Raw genomic sequence first — 17,299 nt, 5'->3', positions numbered from 1 at the left:
CCTAATTCGTTGCCATCTCGCGCAGCAGCGCCCCGGGGTTCGAATCCAGCAGGAGCCTGGTGTAGTCGCTGGCGGGATTCTTCAGGACCTGTGCTGCAGCCCCGACCTCTACCAGCCGGCCTTGGCGCATGACTCCCACATCGTGGGAAATGCGTTCGACCACGTGCAGGTCGTGGGAAATAAAGAGGTAGGACAGGCCCTGGTTGACTTGAAGGTCCTCCAGGAGCGCCAGGATCTGTGCCTGGGTCAGGACGTCGAGCGCGGAAAGGGCCTCGTCCAACACCAGCGTCTTGGCGCCCAGGGCCAGCGCCCGGGCAATGGCCACGCGTTGGCGCTGTCCGCCGGAGAGTTCCTTGGCACCCAATGAGGCCATGCGGCTGGGCAGGTTGACCGCGTCCAGCAGCTCGGCCACCCGGATCTTGCGCTCGGTCTTGCTGCCGACCCTATAGTTTTCAAGCGGCTCGCTGATGATCCGGGACACCGAGTAACGCGGGTCAAGGGCCGAATCCGGGTTTTGGTACACCAGCTGCAGGCTGCGCCAGAGTTCGCGCTTGGCGGCCCCGCGCACCTGGGTGACGTCCTGCCCGTGGATCTTCACGGTTCCGGCCGTGGGCTGCAACAACCTCATGATCATCCGCGCGGTCGTGGATTTTCCGGACCCGGACTCACCCACCAGGGAGAAGGTCGTGCCGGGGCGCACCGCGAACGAGACCTCGTCCACGGCCGCGCGTTCGGTTTTCCCGCTGCCGAAGATCTTGCCCAGCCCCGCCACCTCAATGGCCGGGACCTCGATGCCGGGTGCATCGCCGGTGGTTCGTAATGCGTCGCCCGAGGCGGTGGCCTCGGTCAGCAGCATCCGGGTGTAGGGGTCTTCGGGCGCCCGCAGGATCTCAGGCACCGGACGGTCCTCGCGGATCCTGCCGTGCTGCATGACCACGATGCGGTCGGCGATGTCCGTGGCCACGGCGAGGTCGTGGGTCACGAAGATGACAGCGGTTCCAAGCTCGCGCGCCAGCTTGGTGAAGACCTCCAGGACCGTCTGCTGGACCGTGACGTCCAGGGCGGAGGTGGGCTCGTCGGCAATCAGCAGCTCGGGCTCCAACGCGAAGGCGATGGCAATGAGCACCCGCTGCTTCAACCCGCCCGAAAGCTCGTGCGGGTACTGGCCGATGCGCTGTTCCGGGGTGTCGATCCCGACCAGTTCCAGCAGCCGGATGACTTCGGCGCGCAGCTGCGCCTTGGAGCGCTTGCGACCCTGCGGGTGCAGGCGGAAGACCTCCGAGATCTGGGAGCCCACAGTCTTCACCGGGTCCAGAGAAGCCCCGGGATCCTGCGGGACCATGCCGATGCGTCGGCCGCGGATTGATTCCAGCTCCTTGGCCGGCATGTCGAGGAGGTTCCCGCCGGCCAGGTCGATGCTGCCGTCCAGGATCCTTGCGGATTCGGGAAGCAGGCCGATGATGGCCTTGGAGAGGGTGGACTTGCCCGACCCCGACTCGCCGACCAGGGCAACGATTTCCCCGGGCTTGAGTGCGAGGTCGATGTGCTCTGCGGCGACGACTGCTTCGTCGCCTTGGCCGTAGGTGATGCTCAGCCCACGGATATCCAGCAATGCGGATGCCGAGTCGATGGTGCTCATGCTGTTCTCCTGGCTAGAAACGGAAGATCTTGTGGAGCTGGCGGCCGAGGCCCGCGAGCAGGATGACAACGGCGACGATAACCGCACCGGGAAGGGTCGTGAGCCACCAGGCCGAGGCGAGGTACTGGCGTCCCTCGGCGATGAGCAAACCCCACTCGGGGGTCGGCGGCGGGGATCCGAAGCCCAGGAAGCCCAGGCCCGAGATGGCCAGGATCGCCACGCCGAGGTCCACCGCCAGGAGCGCCAGGACAGGGCCGCAGGAGTTGGGCAGGATGTGCTTGAAAACGACCGACCAATACGTGCCGCCGTTCATGAAGGCGGCTTCCACATAGTCCAGGCTGCGGACGCGCAAAACCTCGGATCGCACCACGCGCGCAAACGACGCGATCGAGGCAATGCCCACGCCGATTCCCAGGGAAATCGGGCCTGGGGCGAATGCCGTGACGATGATCAACGAAACCAGGAATCCCGGGACGGCGAGCAAGACATCGATCAGGCGCATGGTGACGGCATCGGCTGCCCGACCGGCGGTTGCCGCGAGCAGCCCCAACCCGGTTCCTGCCACGAGGCCGATCGTCACGGCCAAGCCCGCGGTCAACAGCGTTTGGCTGGTGCCGTGAACCACCCGGGCAAACACGTCGCGGCCCAAGTGATCGGTGCCAAACCAGTGGTCGGCCCCGGGCGCCTGGAATTTCTCAGCCGGGACGCCGCTGATGGGGTCGAGTCCGCTGAACAGCGCGGGAAACAACGCCCACCCCAGCACCATGATCAGCGGGGCGCAGGTCAGCCAGAACACCGGCGAACCGAGCGCCCCCTTCCTTGTCCGGGGCGAGGGCACTGCCTGCCCCGCCGCAAGCGCCCCGGCGAGGGCGGGCTCCTGCACGGCAACCTGAGTCAACGGTTCCTCTAGCTTGATGCTCATGGGTTCCTCTCCGTTCGTTCCTAGGCCACGAGTGCGCGCGGTGCCCCGTGCGTTCCACTCTTGAGGATCCGCGGATCCAATAGCGGGTAAAGCAGGTCAACCACGAGGTTCACGAGTACAAACGCCGTGGCGGTGATCAGCACCAGTCCTTGGACCAGGGCCACATCCTGCGCGGTGACTGCCTGCAGCACCACCTGGCCCAAACCGGACCGGGCGAACACCGTCTCGGTGATGACCGATCCGGCCAGCAACGTTCCCACCGTGATCCCGCTGATGGTCATGGCGGGTGCGGCGGCGTTCTTCAGGGTGTGGCGAAAGAAGATCCACGACGGCGAGGCACCCTTGGCACGCAACACGTCCACAAACGGCTGGGCGTAGACGTTGTCCACGCTCTTGAGTAGCACCTGGGCGATCGGCGCGGAAACGTGGATGGCCAGGACCAGGACCGGGACGGCGATCGAGGCAAACGAGCCGTCCGGGAAGAGTGACATGATTCCGAGTTGGATGGACAGGACCTGCAGGAGCACCAGTCCCAGCCAAAACACCGGGACGGCCGCGAAGAGCGGCGGCAGGTTGGTGATCAGCCGCTTCAACCACGTCCGCCGAGCCAACGTGGTCGAAGCGACCAACAGAACCGCAAACACCACTGCAGTCACGAAGGCACTGGAAGCCAGCACCAAGGTGGAACCTGCCACGGCGCCGATTCGTTCTGCAACAGGCTGGCCCGAGGCCAGCGAATATCCGAAATCACCCCGGAACAAACCGGCCAGTTGGCTGAAATACTGCACCAACAGCGGTTGGTCGTATCCGTATTGCGCCTTCATGGCCGCTATGGTTTCCGGGTTGGCCGCAGCATCCGCCGACAGGAAAATCGTCACCGGGTCATTCGGGAGCAGCTGCACGGCCAGGAAGACCAGGGTGTAGGCAAGCCAAATGACCAGTAAGGCCTGTCCGATGCGTCGCGCGATGTATGCGGCCATGGTTGGCTACTCCCCGGTCTTCCAGGCGCCCTGGAAAATCGGGGCGGTGCCGGAGGTGAATTCGACGTGGGCGTCGGCGATGCCGCCGTAGACCTGGACCTCGTCCCACAGGACCAGGGACAAGGCCTTTTCGCTGACCAGCTGGCGCTGTTCCTCGGCGACCAGTTCCTTGTGCTCCGCCTCGCTGGTGGCGGCACGTTCCTTGGCGAACAGCGCGTTGAGCTCGCTGTCGGCGTTCAACGTCTGGGTGTTGTTCTCCGGGCCAAAGACCGGGCCCAAACCGCCGTAGGCAAACTGGCGCGTCCCAAAGAACTCGATGTTGGGATCAATCATTGCCGTGGTCAGGAACGTGTTGTCTGCGGCACGGTTGACCAGCTTGACGCCGATTTCCCGCCATTGCTGCTCGATGAGCTCGAAGGCCGGCTTGATGACCACGGAGTTGTTGGAACTGGTCACAGTGATCTCCAACTTCTTGCCGCCCTTTTCACGCACTCCATCGGCTCCGACAACCCAGCCCGCTTCATCGAGCAGGGCCTTCGACTTTTCCGGGTTGTAGGCCAAATCCGCGGAGAGGTCGATGAACCCGGGGGCAGCATGGTTCAGCACCGAATCGGCAATGACGTAGCTGTCCGAGAGCACCGTGTCCTTGATGGACTGGCGGTCGATGCCGACCTGAAGCGCCTGGCGCACCTTGGTGTCCGCGAGCTTGCCGCTACCGATGCGGACCGCCGCCATATTGGTGGTCAGGTCCACGCCCTTGGCCGGCAGCACCTGGTCGCCGCTGCCTTGGAGTGTCTGCTCGTCCACGGGCTGAAGGCCGCGGACCAGGTCGACCTGTCCGGTTTGCACGGCGCCGGCCCGGTGCGCCACCTCGGGCAGGTACTTCACCACGAGCTTGTCCAGGTAGGCTGCGCCCTGGTTTGCCGCTGTCTCGGGCGCCCATTTGTAATCAGCGCGCTTGGCGAAGGTAACCTCTTCGTCGGTCTTCTCGGATTCGAAGACGAAGGGGCCCGAACCGACGATCCTGGCGATGGCCGACTGCCCGGCATTGTCCAGTTTCAGCGTGGACGGTGAAACCAGACCGGCCGTTACGGATGACGTGGCACGCAGGAAGTTCGCGTCGGGGGTCTTAAGCGTGACCTTGACCTGGTTCTTTCCCACGACTTCGGCGGACTTGTATGCGGCGAAGTCGACGTTCGGTGCCACCTGTGCGCTCTTGACGCCCTTGCCGAGGGCGTCAAGGTTTTCCTTGACGGCCTTGGCATCGAGTGGCGTGCCATCCGAGAAGCTGACGCCATCACGAATGGTGAAGGTGAACTCGGTCTGGTTCTTGTTGGCGGTGAACTCGGAGGCAATCCAGCCCACAAGCTTTCCCGATTCCGTGTCGAAGTATGTCAGGCGGTCGAGCACGCTATTGAGCACATTGGACTTCTCGTAGAAGCGTGCGGCTTGGGTCTGCCAGTTGTTGATCGGCGCCACTTCGGCGTACACGAAGGTTCCGCCCTGGACGGGCCCGTTGTTTGGTGGCCCGGCGGCGTTTCCCGCTGTCTGGTCTCCCGATCCGCATGCGCTCAGGGCCAGGGTGGCCACGGAAAGCGCGGCCAGGATCTTGACGCCAATGCCGGTGGGAAGGCGACGCTTCGCTGGTGGTGTGGTGTTGCCCATGATTCATTCCTTCTCGGTTCACCCGAGGAACGCCGCAACATGGCTAATCAGTCGAACATCTGCCTCAGGCATGACGGTATTCGGCGGACCGCGCAGATTTTGGCTATCTCCATCGGTCCTGGCGGTAGCACCGGATCCCCGTGACGGGAGTGGTTGCTGCGGCGTCAACGAGCCAGGTCTCTCAGCCGCTCTGGATGGTGTGCGTCCGTGGTGGTGTTTTCCATCCTCGAACAATTCCAGTGTGTCGCAGAATCTTCGATGGAACCAACAGAATGGGGCTTGCCATGAAACAAATCGACGCAGAGGGCGTCCCCGGTGCCGCTTTCACTTCACGGAACGTCATAAGACTGAATGTGACACCCCAAGGATCCTGGCCTTGCTTCACGCGTTCGTCATATTGATAATGCCCCCAAGTTCGTGCTCCGAAACCCAACGACTGGGCCAATTGTCGACCGATTCCCTGCCCGGGCTTCAGGTTGCCGTCCGGCTGAACCTGCACTGCCCCTTAAATGCCTCGGGCGGCGACGCACCCAAAAGGTGCGCCACCGCCCGAAATCCCTGAGGAAACTAGGCCATGCTACTTGACCTCGGCGTTGGCGAACCGGTAGTTGGCCGCGCGGTGGGAGTCCTGGACGCGGTCTCCCTTGCCGAAGAGCTTGTTGCGCAGCGTGCCCTCGACGTATTCGGTCGGGTAGGCACCGCGGGCCTGCAGCTCCGGAACGATGAACTCCACGATGTCCTCAAAGGTTCCCGGGGTGATGGCATAGGCCAGGTTGAACCCGTCCACGTCGGTGTCTTCGACCCACTCGATGAGCTTGTCGGCAACCTCGGTCGGCGAGCCGACGGTGATCGGTCCGAACCCGCCAACGCCCACCCATTCGGCCAGCTGGCGGATGGTCCACGGGTTCCCGTCGTCTCCGCTGGCCTTTTGGAAGGTCGTGACGGTCGACTGGATCGCGTTGGACTTCACGTTGGCGCCAATGACGTCGTCCGGGCCGTAGGTGGACATGTCCACGCCCATCCAGCCGGAGATCAGGGCGAGGGCCCCGTCGATGTCGGCGTAGGACTTGTAGTCCTCGAACTTGGCCTGCGCTGCCGCCGAGTCCACATCCGTGATGATCGTCTGCATGGCGTAGATGCGCACGTCGTAACGGCCGCGGCCCGCGGCCTCGGCGGCGTCGCGGATCTTGGTGACGGTGGCCTTGAGCATTTCCTTGGTCGGGGAGGTCACGAAGACCGCCTCGGCGTTCTCCGAGGCGAACTTCAGTCCGCGCGGCGAGGCGCCGGCCTGGAACACCACGGGGGTGCGCTGCGGGCTGGGTTCGGTGATGGCAATGCCCGGGACCTTGAAGTACTTGCCCTCGTGGTTGATCTCATGGACCTTGGTCGGATCGGTGAAGATGCCGCGCTCAACGTCGCGCACCACCGCGTCCTCTTCCCAGGAGCCCTCGAGCAACTTGTAGATGACCTCCATGTACTCGTCGGCCTGGTTGTAGCGCTCGTCGTGCTCGAGCTGGTCCTCCTGGCCCATGTTCCGTGCGGCGGAGGGCAGGTAGCCGGTCACGACATTCCACCCGACGCGGCCCTTGGTCAGGTGGTCGAGGGTCGCCAGGCGGCGGGCGAAGGGGTAGGGGTGCTCGTAGGACGTCCCGGCGGTGACGCCGAAGCCGAGGTTCTCGGTCACCGAGGCCATGGCCGAAACCAGCATGAAGGGGTCGTTGACCGGGACCTGGGTGCCGGCGCGCAGCGGTACCTCGTTGGAGCCGCCGAAGACGTCGTAGGTGCCCAGCACGTCGGCGATGAAGATGCCGTCGAACTTGCCCTTTTCCAGGGTCTTGGCCAGGTCGGTCCAGTAGGACAGGTCCTTATAGCGGGCGGACTGGTCCTTGGGGTGCTTCCACAGACCCGGGGACTGGTGCCCCACGCAGTTCATGTCGAAGGCGTTGAAACGGATGTGGCGGGGGGCGGGTGTCTGGCTCATGTTTGTCCTTCGCGAGGTGGTGGGAGTTTGCGGATCCGATGGTGCGCGGATCAAGTCATTGGTTCGGTGGCGGTTGGCGGTTTTAGGGGAGGCCGGTTGCCGGTATTGCACCCACGTCGCCGATGGCGTTGAGCTGCTGGGGTGCCGTTCCATTGACCTCGTAGTCGCCGATGATGCGCGCCTTGTAGATCGCCGGGTTGTGGGTGGCAACGGTGCGCGCGTTGCGCCAGTGCCGGTCCAGGTTGCAGCCCTTGGCGGTTGCCGAGGCGCCCAGTCCGTCAAAAAGCTTGGTCGCCGCCGAGAGAACCAGCGGCTGGACCACGGCTTGCGCCCGATCCGCGGCGAGTTCACACACCGCAAACCGCTCTGCCGGGCTCAGCGAGGCATCGGCAAGCGCGATCTCGATCTCCGCCACGGCGGCCAGGACGATGGAGTCGACGGCGAACGCGGTGCCCGAGATCTCGCCGACCAATTGGAGCACCTGGGGTTCCTCGCGCACCGGAACGCCCGTTCCGGTGCTGAAGCTTCGAGTGCGGGCCTGGACCGACGAGCGCACGTCATTGAGAACCGCGCGCGTGATTCCGGCTTGGACCCCCAGGAGCACCAGCTGGAAGATGGCGGATTCCGGGTCGTTGACCTGCTGTTCGTCGGGCAGGATCGTGTCCACCGGGACGTTCTCGAACGTGGTCGAGCCGGTGCCGGTGAGTTGCTGCCCGAATCCGTCCCAGTCGTCAAAGATCTTGACCCCGGAATGCTGCGTGGAGACCACCGCGATCTGGCGGCCGGCGCGGGCCGGATGCGCCACGGCGACGGCGACCCAATCGGCGTAGATCGTGCCGGTGCAATAGTATTTCTCGCCATTGAGGATCCAGCGTTCGCCCTGCTTGGCAATGGTCGTGTTGAGCGTGCCCAACCGGTTCCCGCCGCGCTCGGTGTAGGCGTTGCCGACGATCTGGCCGGCAACAATGCGCTCGATCCAACGGTGCCGCAAGGCATCGTCCTCAAGCAACAGCACGGATTCGACGAAGCCGATGTGTGAGCGCCACAGGTGCGCCACCTGTGAATCCGCCTCGGCGAGTTCGATCAAGAGGCGGAACAAGTCGGACACGCTTGCCCCATAGCCACCTGCTGCCACCGGGATGCGCAATGCCCCGAATCGCACCCGGTTCAGCCAACCGACAGGTTCAAAGGGGAGAGTCCGGTTGGCATCGCGCTCGCCGGCCCCGACCGCGATCTTGGCGAAGACCGGGCGGAAAATCGCAGCCAACTCGTCATAGTGACCGTTCAGTGGAACGCCCGGCGTGAGTTTGAGCAGGTGTCGGGCGGGGGTGTCGCCGGTGAATGCGTCGAGGTTGACGGCGCCAAAGATGTTCGGGTCCGCCTCGACGGCGTGCGCTAGTGCAAATGAATCGATAGCCATGAATTCTCTCCATCGGTCCTGGCGTGAGCACCTACCGCCCAATTAAGGGGAAGGGGTTGCTGCGGCGTCATGGAGCCAGATCTCTCGGCCGCTCTGGATGGTTGTTGGACATATTTCTACACGCCCCGGCGAAGCGGAGACAACCCGGTTCGTCACAAATGGCACGTGCGTCACAGGGCACAGCGGGCTTCCTGGCCCGCCGCGGCATCGGCTCAGTAGCGACCCAACGCCGATCCGACAACCATTTCTTCGACGAGACACCAGCCTTGGCGCGGAGGTCAGGCGACCCGGGGCCCCAGGTTCAGCCGGCCCGCCCGACAGCGGGTTCACGCGGCTGGACGCGTGATACGCGGGCCGGGAGGGCGGTCCCCCGCCGGCACTTTGGCGCTCGTGGAAAGAAGATGAAAATTCCCTATTTCATCAAATTTCATTCGATGGATTGCCGATTCTTTCCGGCTTGTCGAACGTTTCGTCACATTACGGCCGGCTTGCCTCCATGACGCCGGATCGACTTTGATGAAGGTAACAACCCATCCCGAGCGGCCGAGAGATCTGGCTCCATGACGCCGCAGCAACCACCTCGACCGAGGCCGGTGCTACCGCCAGGAACGATGGAGAGAACATGACTTCCACGCTTGACCACCCCACGCTTTCCCTACCGGCACGCGGCTCCAACCCGGCGCTTCGCGTGACGTTCAAAGGCGTTGGACGCAGCTTCGACGGTCGCAAAGTGTTGGGTGATGTCGACCTCGAGATCGCGGGCGGCGAAGTCGTGGCAATCCTTGGCCCTAGCGGTTGCGGCAAGTCCACGTTGCTTCGCTCGGTCTCCGGACTGGACCGACCCTCCACGGGCCAGGTCCTGATCGACGGCACCGCCGTCAACGGCCTGGACGCCCGATGCGCCGTGGCTTTCCAGGAACCGCGCTTGCTGCCGTGGCAATCCGTTGAAAAGAACGTGGCTTTGGGGCTTCCCCAGGGTACGGACCGTTCCATTGGCGCCACCCGCGTAGCCGAACTCCTGGAACTCGTCGAGTTGGATGCCCACAGCACCTTACGGCCGCGGGAAATTTCCGGCGGCATGGCCCAGCGCACCTCGCTTGCACGGGCACTGGCCCGACGCCCCGGAGTCCTGCTGCTGGATGAACCATTCGGCGCGCTGGATGCACTTACACGCCTGAAAATGCAGGACCTGCTGCTGGACATCCACGGCGCCTACCCGACGACCGTCTTGCTGGTCACCCACGACGTCGACGAGGCGCTCCAGTTGGCCGACCGCATCGTGGTGTTGGGTCGCCCGAACGGCGCCACCTCCGCCACCGTCACCCAGGTCCTCACGGTCCCCGGCGCACGTCCGCGCCACCGCAGCGATGAAGCCCTGGCCCGAATGCGCAGCTCGCTGCTGGCGTCGCTCGGCGTTGACGCGCACCGCCACTAGCACCGGCCCCCAATCACTTCCACTCCACTCGCTTCTTAGAACCAGCGCCGCACTGGCGTGCGGTCGAACACTCAAGGAAACCACTTATGAACCGCAAATTCTTCTCGCGTCGCGCGCTCATCGCCACCACCGCGCTGGCAACTGCCACCGCACTGCTGACCGGTTGCGCCGGCGAAGGCTCCGGCGGCGCCAGCGCCAACGAAGCCACGACGCTCAACATCGACTTCGCCACCTACAACCCGTTGAGCTTGGTGCTCAAGGAAAAGGGCTGGCTGGAAGCATCGCTGAAGGACCAGGGCGTCACCGTGAACTGGGTGCAGTCGGCCGGTTCCAACAAGGCCAACGAAGCGCTCCGCGCGGGCGCCATCGACGTGGGATCGACCGCGGGCTCCGCCGCCCTGCTGGCCCGCTCCAATGGTTCACCGATCAAGACCATCGACATCTACTCGCAGCCCGAGTGGGCTGCCCTTGTGGTCGCCAAGGACTCCCCCATCAAGGAGGTCTCCGACCTGAAGGGCAAATCCGTGGCTGCCACCAAGGGAACCGATCCTTACTTCTTCTTGCTGCAGGCCCTGGAACAGGCAGGGCTTGGTCCCGACGACGTGACGGTGGAAAACCTCCAGCACGCCGATGGGCGCGCTGCCTTGGAAAATGGCTCCGTGGACGCCTGGAGTGGACTGGACCCGATCATGGCCGGCGCCGAGGAAAACGGCGCCACGCTGATCTACCGCAACCTGGACTTCAACACCTACGGCGCGCTGAATGCGACCGAATCCTTCCTCAAGGATTCCCCGGAAGTCGCACAGGCCGTGGTGGATTCCTACGAAAAGGCCCGTGAGTGGGCTGCGGACAACCAGCAGGAAACCGCGACCATCCTGGCCGACGTGGCCGGGCTGGAAACGCCGGTTGCCGAAAAGGTGATCCTCGAGCGTTCCAACCTCGATGTTTCGGCGGTACCCGGTGAAAAGCTGATCGACGTCCTCACCGTCGTCGGGCCGATCTTCGTTCAAACCCACGACGTCACGGACCAGGCCGCCGTAGATGCCGCACTCAGCACCCTGATTGACGACTCGTTCGCCAAGAAGGCCGATTCATCCAAGGTCAAGGCCTCCTAATGTCCGCTGACCTGTCCCTGGACACCAGCGAATCGACCAACGGCAACGGCGCGTCCATGCCCGGGGGCCCACTGCTGGCATCCCGGCTGGGCCGCATCGGCCTGGGCACGTTGGTGCCGCTGTTCATTCTCGCCCTGTGGCAGGGTGCGACCTCGTTCGGGTGGGTCACCCCGGCTCAGTTGCCGTCGCCGGCCTCGGTGTTTTCCGCCGCGGTGGATCTTCTCGGTCGCGGAGAACTGGGCAACCACATTGGCATCTCAACCCAGCGCGTCCTGGTCGGCTTTGCCATCGGCGCGGTGCTGGGCCTGGCCATCGGCGCCTTGGTCGGCTTGTCGCGCATAGCCGACGCTTTGCTGGCGCCGACCATCGGGGCATTTCGCGCGGTGCCATCCCTGGCCTGGGTCCCGCTGTTGATCCTGTGGATGAAGATCGGTGAGGACTCAAAGGTCACCCTGATTGTCATTGGTGCGTTCTTCCCCGTATTCACCACCGTGTACCTGGCCCTGCGCCACGTGGACAAGAACTTGATCGAGGCCGGCCGCGCTTTCGGACTCAAGGGCGTCAAGCTGTTGACGACCATCCAGCTTCCCGCGGTGGTTCCGGCAATATTTTCCGGCCTCCGGCTGGCCCTGGCCCAAGCCTGGCTTTTCCTGGTGGCCGCCGAATTAATCGCATCCTCCATGGGCCTGGGGTTCCTGCTGCTTGATTCTCAAAACAACGGCCGCATCGATCGACTGATCCTCGCCATCATACTGCTGGCCGTGCTGGGCAAGACCACCGACGCGTTGGTGGGCTTGGCCGAACGCTGGGCCATCAAACGCTGGGCCTGACCCGGCAAACCTGCCCAAGAACCACCGAAGAAAAGCATCCCGAGCGGCCAAGAGAACCGGCTCCGTGACGGCGCAGCAACCACATATGCGGTGGAGTGCCAGCGCCAGGACCGATGGAGAAGACAATGACTGAAACCCTGAACACGACCGCCCCCGGCATCGCCAACGAGGCCACCTGGAACGAAGCCGAACGCCTGGCCTTCTGGGACGCCGCGGCGCGGCGCCTGAGCTGGTCCGACCAATGGCACACCGTCCACAGCAGCACCGGCGTGGACCCGGAGACGCGGCGTGGACCCGAGTTGCGCTGGTTCGAGGGCGGCAAGCTCAACGCCGCCTACAACTGCGTGGACCGCCATGTGGAAGCCGGTCGCGGCGACAAGGTGGCCCTGCACTTCGAGGGCGAGCCCGGCGACACCACCACCGTCACGTACAAGGACCTGCAGGACCGTGTTTCCCAGGCCGCCAATGCGCTGGTCGCCTTGGGCATCACCAAGGGCGACCGCGTGGTCATCTACCTGCCGGTGTTGGTGGAAACCATCGTCATCACCCTGGCCTGCGCGCGCATCGGCGCAGTGCACTCGCTGGTCTTCGGCGGCTTCTCCGCCGAAGCCCTGAAGTTCCGCGTCGAGGACACCGCCGCCAAGCTCCTGGTCACCACCGACGGCCAGTTCCGCCGCGGCACATCGGTCCCGGTCAAGGCGCACGCCGACGAGGCCGTTTCCGGCGAAAACTCGATCGAGCACGTCCTGGTCATCAACCGCACCGGGCACACCGACATCAACTGGGTGCAGGGCAGGGACGTGTGGTGGCACGAGGCGGTCGACACCGCGAGCACCGAACACACCCCCGAGGCCTTCGACGCCGAAACGCCCTTGTTCATCATGTACACCTCCGGCACCACCGGCCAGCCCAAGGGCCTGGTCCACACCACCGGCGGCTACCTGACCCAGGCCTCGTGGAGCCACGAGTTCCTCTTCTCGAACCCGGATCCGGCCAAGCGCGAGAACGACGTCCACTGGTGCACCGCCGACCTGGCCTGGGTCACCGCGCACACCTATGAGATCTACGGACCGCTGTCCAACGGCGTCACCCAGGTCATCTACGAGGGCGTGCCCAATGCCCCGCACCCGGGCCGCCACTTCGAAATCATCGCCCGCTACGGCGTGACCAGCTACTACACCGCGCCCACGTTGGTGCGCTCGCTGATGGGCTGGTTCCCCGAGGGAATCCCCGAGGACTACGACCTGTCCTCGATCCGGTTGGCAGGAACCGTCGGCGAAGCCGTGAACCCCGAGGCGTGGCGCTGGCTGCGCAGCCAAGTCGGACGCGACACCGCCGCCGGCATCCCCATGGTCGACACCTGGTGGCAGTCCGAGACCGGTGCCACGATCCTCTCCCCGCGCCAGGACGACACCGCGTTCAAACCCGGCTGCGGCACCCGCGCGCTGCCCGGCGTAGCCGTGGACATCGTCGACGATGCGGCGCAAACAGTGGAGAAGAACCTGCAGGGCTACATCGTGCTGACCAAGACCGGGCCGTCCATGGCCCGCACCGTCTGGGGCAACCCCGAGCGCTACTACACCTCCTACTGGGAGAAGTACGCGCAGCAGGGCTGGTTCCTGGCCGGTGACGGGGCGCGCTTCGATGAGGACGGGGACATCTGGATCCTGGGCCGCACGGACGATGTCATCAACATTTCCGGGCACCGGCTTTCCACCATCGAAATCGAATCGGCACTAGTCACGCACCCGGCAGTCGTCGAGGCCGGGGTTTGCCCGACCAGCGATGCCAAGACCGGCCACGCGGCCACCGCGTTCGTGGTGCCGTTCGACAAGTCCTTGGTGGGAACGGACCTGGCCGGCGAAGCGCTGGCAAAGCAACAGGCCCTCATTGCGGAGCTTCGCAACCACGTGGCAACCCAGATCGGTCCCATCGCCAAGCCGCGCGAGATCGTCTTCGTTCCCGATGTGCCCAAGACCCGCTCGGGCAAGATCATGCGCAGGCTGCTGACCCAGCTCTTTGAGCGCAGCGCCCTGGGCGACACCACCAGCCTGCAGAACGAGCCGTGCATCGCACAGATCAAGGAGATCTGCGACGCCTAACCGGCTACCGCGAAATCTCCACGTACGCCATCGCCCCGCGACGGGCCAGCGTGACGGATCCAAGACCGCTGGCCCTGACTTCGTCGAAGAGCTCGGTGCCGGATCGGATCCTGGCAATGTCTCCGTGCGCCTTCAGTAGCGCAAGATAGGCGTTGGACCGGGCCGATCCCCTGACCAATGAGGCCAGGAACAGCTTCCCGTGATCTTCGAGTTGCCTGCCCAGCTCCCGGACGGTGGCGGTGACATCCGGGACCAGGTGCAGCAGCCCCAGACCGAGAATTGTTTCGTACCGCCGGCCCCCCGGGGGCGCGAGCATGTCCCGGCATTCCAGGGTGATTCGATCGGGCAGTGTGCCTCCGGCGGCAGTGGCGATGGATTCACCGGCCAACTTCAACATCGGTCCGCTCATGTCCACCAACGTCGTCGTCCGGGCACTTGCCACGTGCAGTGTCGCCGTGGCCTGCGCCGTGCCGACCGCAACCTCCAGCAGCGGACCTTTCCCGGAGGCAATGGCCTGGGCCGCGAAGATTGAATATTGCCGGGGGTCGGTGCCCCAGAACACCTTGTTGTACACCTTTGAGCCGATCATGGCGTCGTAGGCCTTCGCACACCGGGCATAGTATTCGGGATCCCCAAAAAACGATTCGCTCATGCACACATGGTGCGCCCGCGCGGGCAGTGTTTTCTAGGCGTGGACCACGCCGATCTTCACGCGGTCCCGTCCACACGCATTCGCCACATGGTATTTGCCCTCCGGCACCTCACGACGTCGCGCCCCCGGGCGCGAACGCCGCGATCGCGGCTTCACCCTTCCCCATCCAGCCGTTCGGTGAGGATTCGCTTCGCCCTGCCCTGCAGGATCCCGAGCGATTCCTTGATCAGCGGTGAGCCGAGGCTGCCTTTGCGCACCGCCGCGACAATCCTGCGGGCGGGTTTCCCCTGGCCCGAGATGCGCAGTCGGGTCACATTCTCTGCGCTTCCCAGGGGCGCCAGGCGCGGCAGCAGTCCAACTCCAAGACCAGCTCCGACGAAGGCGACCTGGGTTTCCCACTCAACGGCCTCGTGGGCAATTCTCGGCGTGACTCCGACGGCCGTAAACGCCGCAGTGAACAGGGAATGATAGGTGGACCCCGGGGCTTCGGTGATCCAGGGCTCGCTCGCCAGCTCTTCGAGCGTTACCGTCTCCCGCGTTGCCAGCGGGTGGTCGGAGGGGAGGATCACGTCGAGGGGATCGTTGAGCAGCGTTGTCTGCTCGAAGCGCGGATCTTCCTCAACATGGGTCTGGGACTGCATGGCCACGATGACCGCCAGGTCGATTCGTTCGGCGACCAGCAGGTCGAAGCAACGTGCCGGATTCGCCTCGAGCACCTGGACGTCCACCGAGGGACGTGCCGTACGCAGGGTGGCGGCCAGCGGCGCGAGCAGCTGGGCAGCCGCGGTAGAAAAGCCGCCCAGCCCGAAGTGGGACTGTACCTGGTCGCCGGCCTGGAGCGCCGCGGCCCGCAGCCGCTCCCATTCCGTCATCAACACGTCGGAGCCCGTCACGAGGAACCTGCCGGTGGCCGTCAGGCGCACGCCCCGCCCGTCCTTCGCCAGCAGCTCCATGCCCAACACGCGCTGCAGCTCACGCAACTGTGCCGACACCGCTGAGGGCGAATATCCGGTGAGTTCCGCGGTTGCCCCGACGGTGCCGGTCCGGGCAAACACTCTGAGCGTGGTGAGTCGCGGATCGATCATGCACCTATTCTGCATCATTATCCCCAAAATCTTGCGCTTTTATTGCAGAGCATCGATCCATACCCTCGTGAGTAAGAAGTTTCCGGCATTTCGGTGACCTGGATCACCAACCGGGACCCCGGCCCGCATGCCCGCCCCATTCCCCCGAGGAGTAAACACATGTCTGCTTCAGTGAACGTGCCCCTGTCTTCACGCGGCAAGCTCGCTTCGTCCTTGCCCGCAGAGCAGCTGGCCGAGATCACCGAGTTGTTCGACTTCCGCCGCGAAGGCCATTCCCTTGACGCGCCGTTCTACACCGATCCGGCGATCTTCAAGATCGACATGCAGGCCATTTTCGGCGAACACTGGCTCTTTGCCGCAAGCGTCGCCGAGCTCCCGGAACCGGGCGACTATGTGACCGTCGACTACGGGCCCTACTCCCTGATCGTGCTGCGCAACGACGAGGGCGGCGTGAACGTCCTGCACAACGTGTGCCGCCACCGCGGCGCGCGCGTGTTGACCGAGTCCACCGGAACCACGGGGAACCTGGTGTGCGGCTACCACTCCTGGACCTACGCCCCCAGCGGAGACCTGATCCACGCTTCCGCACCCGGGGAAACGAAGTTCGACAAGGGCTGCTTCGGCCTCAAGCGCGCCCACGGCCGCGAATACGCCGGCCTGATCTTCGTCTGCATGGCCGAGGAACCGCCGGCCGACTTCGACGAAACAGCGAAGATCTTCGAGCCCTACCTGGCCCCGCACGACCTCTCGAAGGCAAAGGTCGCCTACCAGCAGAACATCATCGAGGAGGGCAACTGGAAGCTCGTCATGGAGAACAACCGGGAGTGCTACCACTGCGACGGGCACCCGGAACTGGCCTGTTCCCTCTTCCCCACCTGGGGTTTGACCGAGGGCCTGATCCCGCCGCACCTCGAGGAGGTGTGGGACCGCAACACCGAGGCGCAGGCCGCGCTCGAAGCCCGCTGCCGGCGCTACGGCATTCCCTACGAGGTCGTTGAGGAGCTAGACACCCGGGTGGCTGGCATCCGCATCTCGCGCGAGTCCCTCGACGGCGACGGCGAATCGTTCTCCCCCGACGGGCACCGGCTCTCCAAGAAGCTGCTCGGGGACCTGCGCGACTTCCGCCTCGGCCGCTGCTCGATGCACCTGCAACCCAACAGCTGGTTCCACTTCCTCGGCGACCACGTCATCACCTTCGCAGTGTTCCCCGTCAACGAGCACCAAACCCTGGTGCGCACCACCTGGCTGGTCGCCGACGACGCCGTGGAAGGCGACGACTACGACCTGGAGAAACTCACGCACACCTGGAAGCAGACCAACCTGCAGGACAAGGAATTCGTCGAACTCTGCCAAAAGGGAGCCGGCAGCCCCGCCTACGAACCAGGGCCGTACATGAAAAGCGAATACCAGGTCGAGGCATTCATCAACTGGTACATCCAGCGCGTGCAGGAACACCTGTCGTGACCATGACCA

At 64.6% G+C, this 17,299-nt stretch carries 13 protein-coding genes and 3 riboswitches; of the genes, 5 read left to right on the top strand and 8 right to left on the bottom strand.

Features of this window, described 5'->3' with window-relative positions; all coding sequences use genetic code 11:
- Position 1: 1 nt before the first annotated feature.
- The 6 genes from OIU93_RS09470 to OIU93_RS09445 all read right to left on the bottom strand — a co-directional run bounded on the left by OIU93_RS09470 (position 2) and on the right by OIU93_RS09445 (position 8,607).
- On the bottom strand, positions 2–1,639 hold the full coding sequence (locus OIU93_RS09470; protein WP_264269838.1) for an ABC transporter ATP-binding protein: 1,638 nt from the start codon (positions 1,637–1,639) through the stop codon (positions 2–4).
- A gap of 13 nt (positions 1,640–1,652) precedes the next feature.
- Positions 1,653–2,561: an ABC transporter permease gene (locus OIU93_RS09465; RefSeq protein ID WP_264269837.1), complete on the bottom strand. Its 909-nt coding sequence runs from the start codon at positions 2,559–2,561 to the stop codon at positions 1,653–1,655.
- 20 nt (positions 2,562–2,581) lie between these two features.
- Complete coding sequence (locus tag OIU93_RS09460) at positions 2,582–3,541, bottom strand: ABC transporter permease (protein ID WP_264269836.1); 960 nt, start codon at positions 3,539–3,541, stop codon at positions 2,582–2,584.
- Positions 3,542–3,547: 6 nt separating this feature from the next.
- Positions 3,548–5,206, bottom strand: a complete 1,659-nt coding sequence (locus tag OIU93_RS09455) for an ABC transporter substrate-binding protein (RefSeq protein WP_264269835.1) — start codon at positions 5,204–5,206, stop codon at positions 3,548–3,550.
- Between the two features lie 106 nt (positions 5,207–5,312).
- Positions 5,313–5,407, bottom strand: a riboswitch (SAM riboswitch).
- Between the two features lie 376 nt (positions 5,408–5,783).
- The gene (locus OIU93_RS09450) at positions 5,784–7,187 is read right to left on the bottom strand and encodes an LLM class flavin-dependent oxidoreductase (RefSeq protein WP_264269834.1); all 1,404 of its coding nucleotides are present in this window, start codon (positions 7,185–7,187) and stop codon (positions 5,784–5,786) included.
- Positions 7,188–7,269: 82 nt separating this feature from the next.
- Positions 7,270–8,607, bottom strand: a complete 1,338-nt coding sequence (locus OIU93_RS09445; RefSeq protein WP_264269833.1) for an acyl-CoA dehydrogenase family protein — start codon at positions 8,605–8,607, stop codon at positions 7,270–7,272.
- A 6-nt stretch (positions 8,608–8,613) separates the two neighbouring features.
- Positions 8,614–8,711, bottom strand: a riboswitch (SAM riboswitch).
- Between the two features lie 423 nt (positions 8,712–9,134).
- Positions 9,135–9,225, top strand: a riboswitch (SAM riboswitch).
- 4 nt (positions 9,226–9,229) lie between these two features.
- Between OIU93_RS09445 and OIU93_RS09440 the strand changes: the two genes are divergently transcribed.
- From OIU93_RS09440 to acs, 4 genes are all read left to right on the top strand, one after another.
- Positions 9,230–10,042, top strand: a complete 813-nt coding sequence (locus tag OIU93_RS09440; RefSeq protein ID WP_264269832.1) for an ABC transporter ATP-binding protein — start codon at positions 9,230–9,232, stop codon at positions 10,040–10,042.
- Positions 10,043–10,128: 86 nt separating this feature from the next.
- Complete coding sequence (locus OIU93_RS09435; protein ID WP_264269831.1) at positions 10,129–11,157, top strand: aliphatic sulfonate ABC transporter substrate-binding protein; 1,029 nt, start codon at positions 10,129–10,131, stop codon at positions 11,155–11,157.
- A complete protein-coding gene (locus OIU93_RS09430) occupies positions 11,157–11,987 on the top strand; it encodes an ABC transporter permease (protein ID WP_372342900.1) in 831 nt (276 codons plus the stop codon). Before OIU93_RS09435 ends, OIU93_RS09430 begins: the two co-directional genes overlap by 1 nt.
- 125 nt (positions 11,988–12,112) lie before the next feature.
- Complete coding sequence (gene acs / locus OIU93_RS09425; RefSeq protein ID WP_264269830.1) at positions 12,113–14,089, top strand: acetate--CoA ligase; 1,977 nt, start codon at positions 12,113–12,115, stop codon at positions 14,087–14,089.
- 4 nt (positions 14,090–14,093) lie between these two features.
- On the opposite strand, the gene OIU93_RS09420 is transcribed toward acs, so the two are convergent.
- Complete coding sequence (locus OIU93_RS09420; RefSeq protein ID WP_264269829.1) at positions 14,094–14,741, bottom strand: class I SAM-dependent methyltransferase; 648 nt, start codon at positions 14,739–14,741, stop codon at positions 14,094–14,096.
- Positions 14,742–14,893: 152 nt separating this feature from the next.
- A complete protein-coding gene (locus OIU93_RS09415) occupies positions 14,894–15,826 on the bottom strand; it encodes a LysR family transcriptional regulator (RefSeq protein ID WP_264269828.1) in 933 nt (310 codons plus the stop codon).
- Between the two features lie 159 nt (positions 15,827–15,985).
- Between OIU93_RS09415 and OIU93_RS09410 the strand changes: the two genes are divergently transcribed.
- Positions 15,986–17,290, top strand: a complete 1,305-nt coding sequence (locus OIU93_RS09410; protein WP_264269827.1) for an aromatic ring-hydroxylating dioxygenase subunit alpha — start codon at positions 15,986–15,988, stop codon at positions 17,288–17,290.
- Positions 17,291–17,299: the final 9 nt, after the last annotated feature.

This window comes from Paeniglutamicibacter sp. ZC-3, assembly GCF_025847175.2.
GTDB classification, from domain to species: domain Bacteria; phylum Actinomycetota; class Actinomycetes; order Actinomycetales; family Micrococcaceae; genus Paeniglutamicibacter; species Paeniglutamicibacter sulfureus.
Note: the sequence above shows the minus strand (reverse complement) of the source record. Positions and strands in the feature narration are given on the sequence as shown.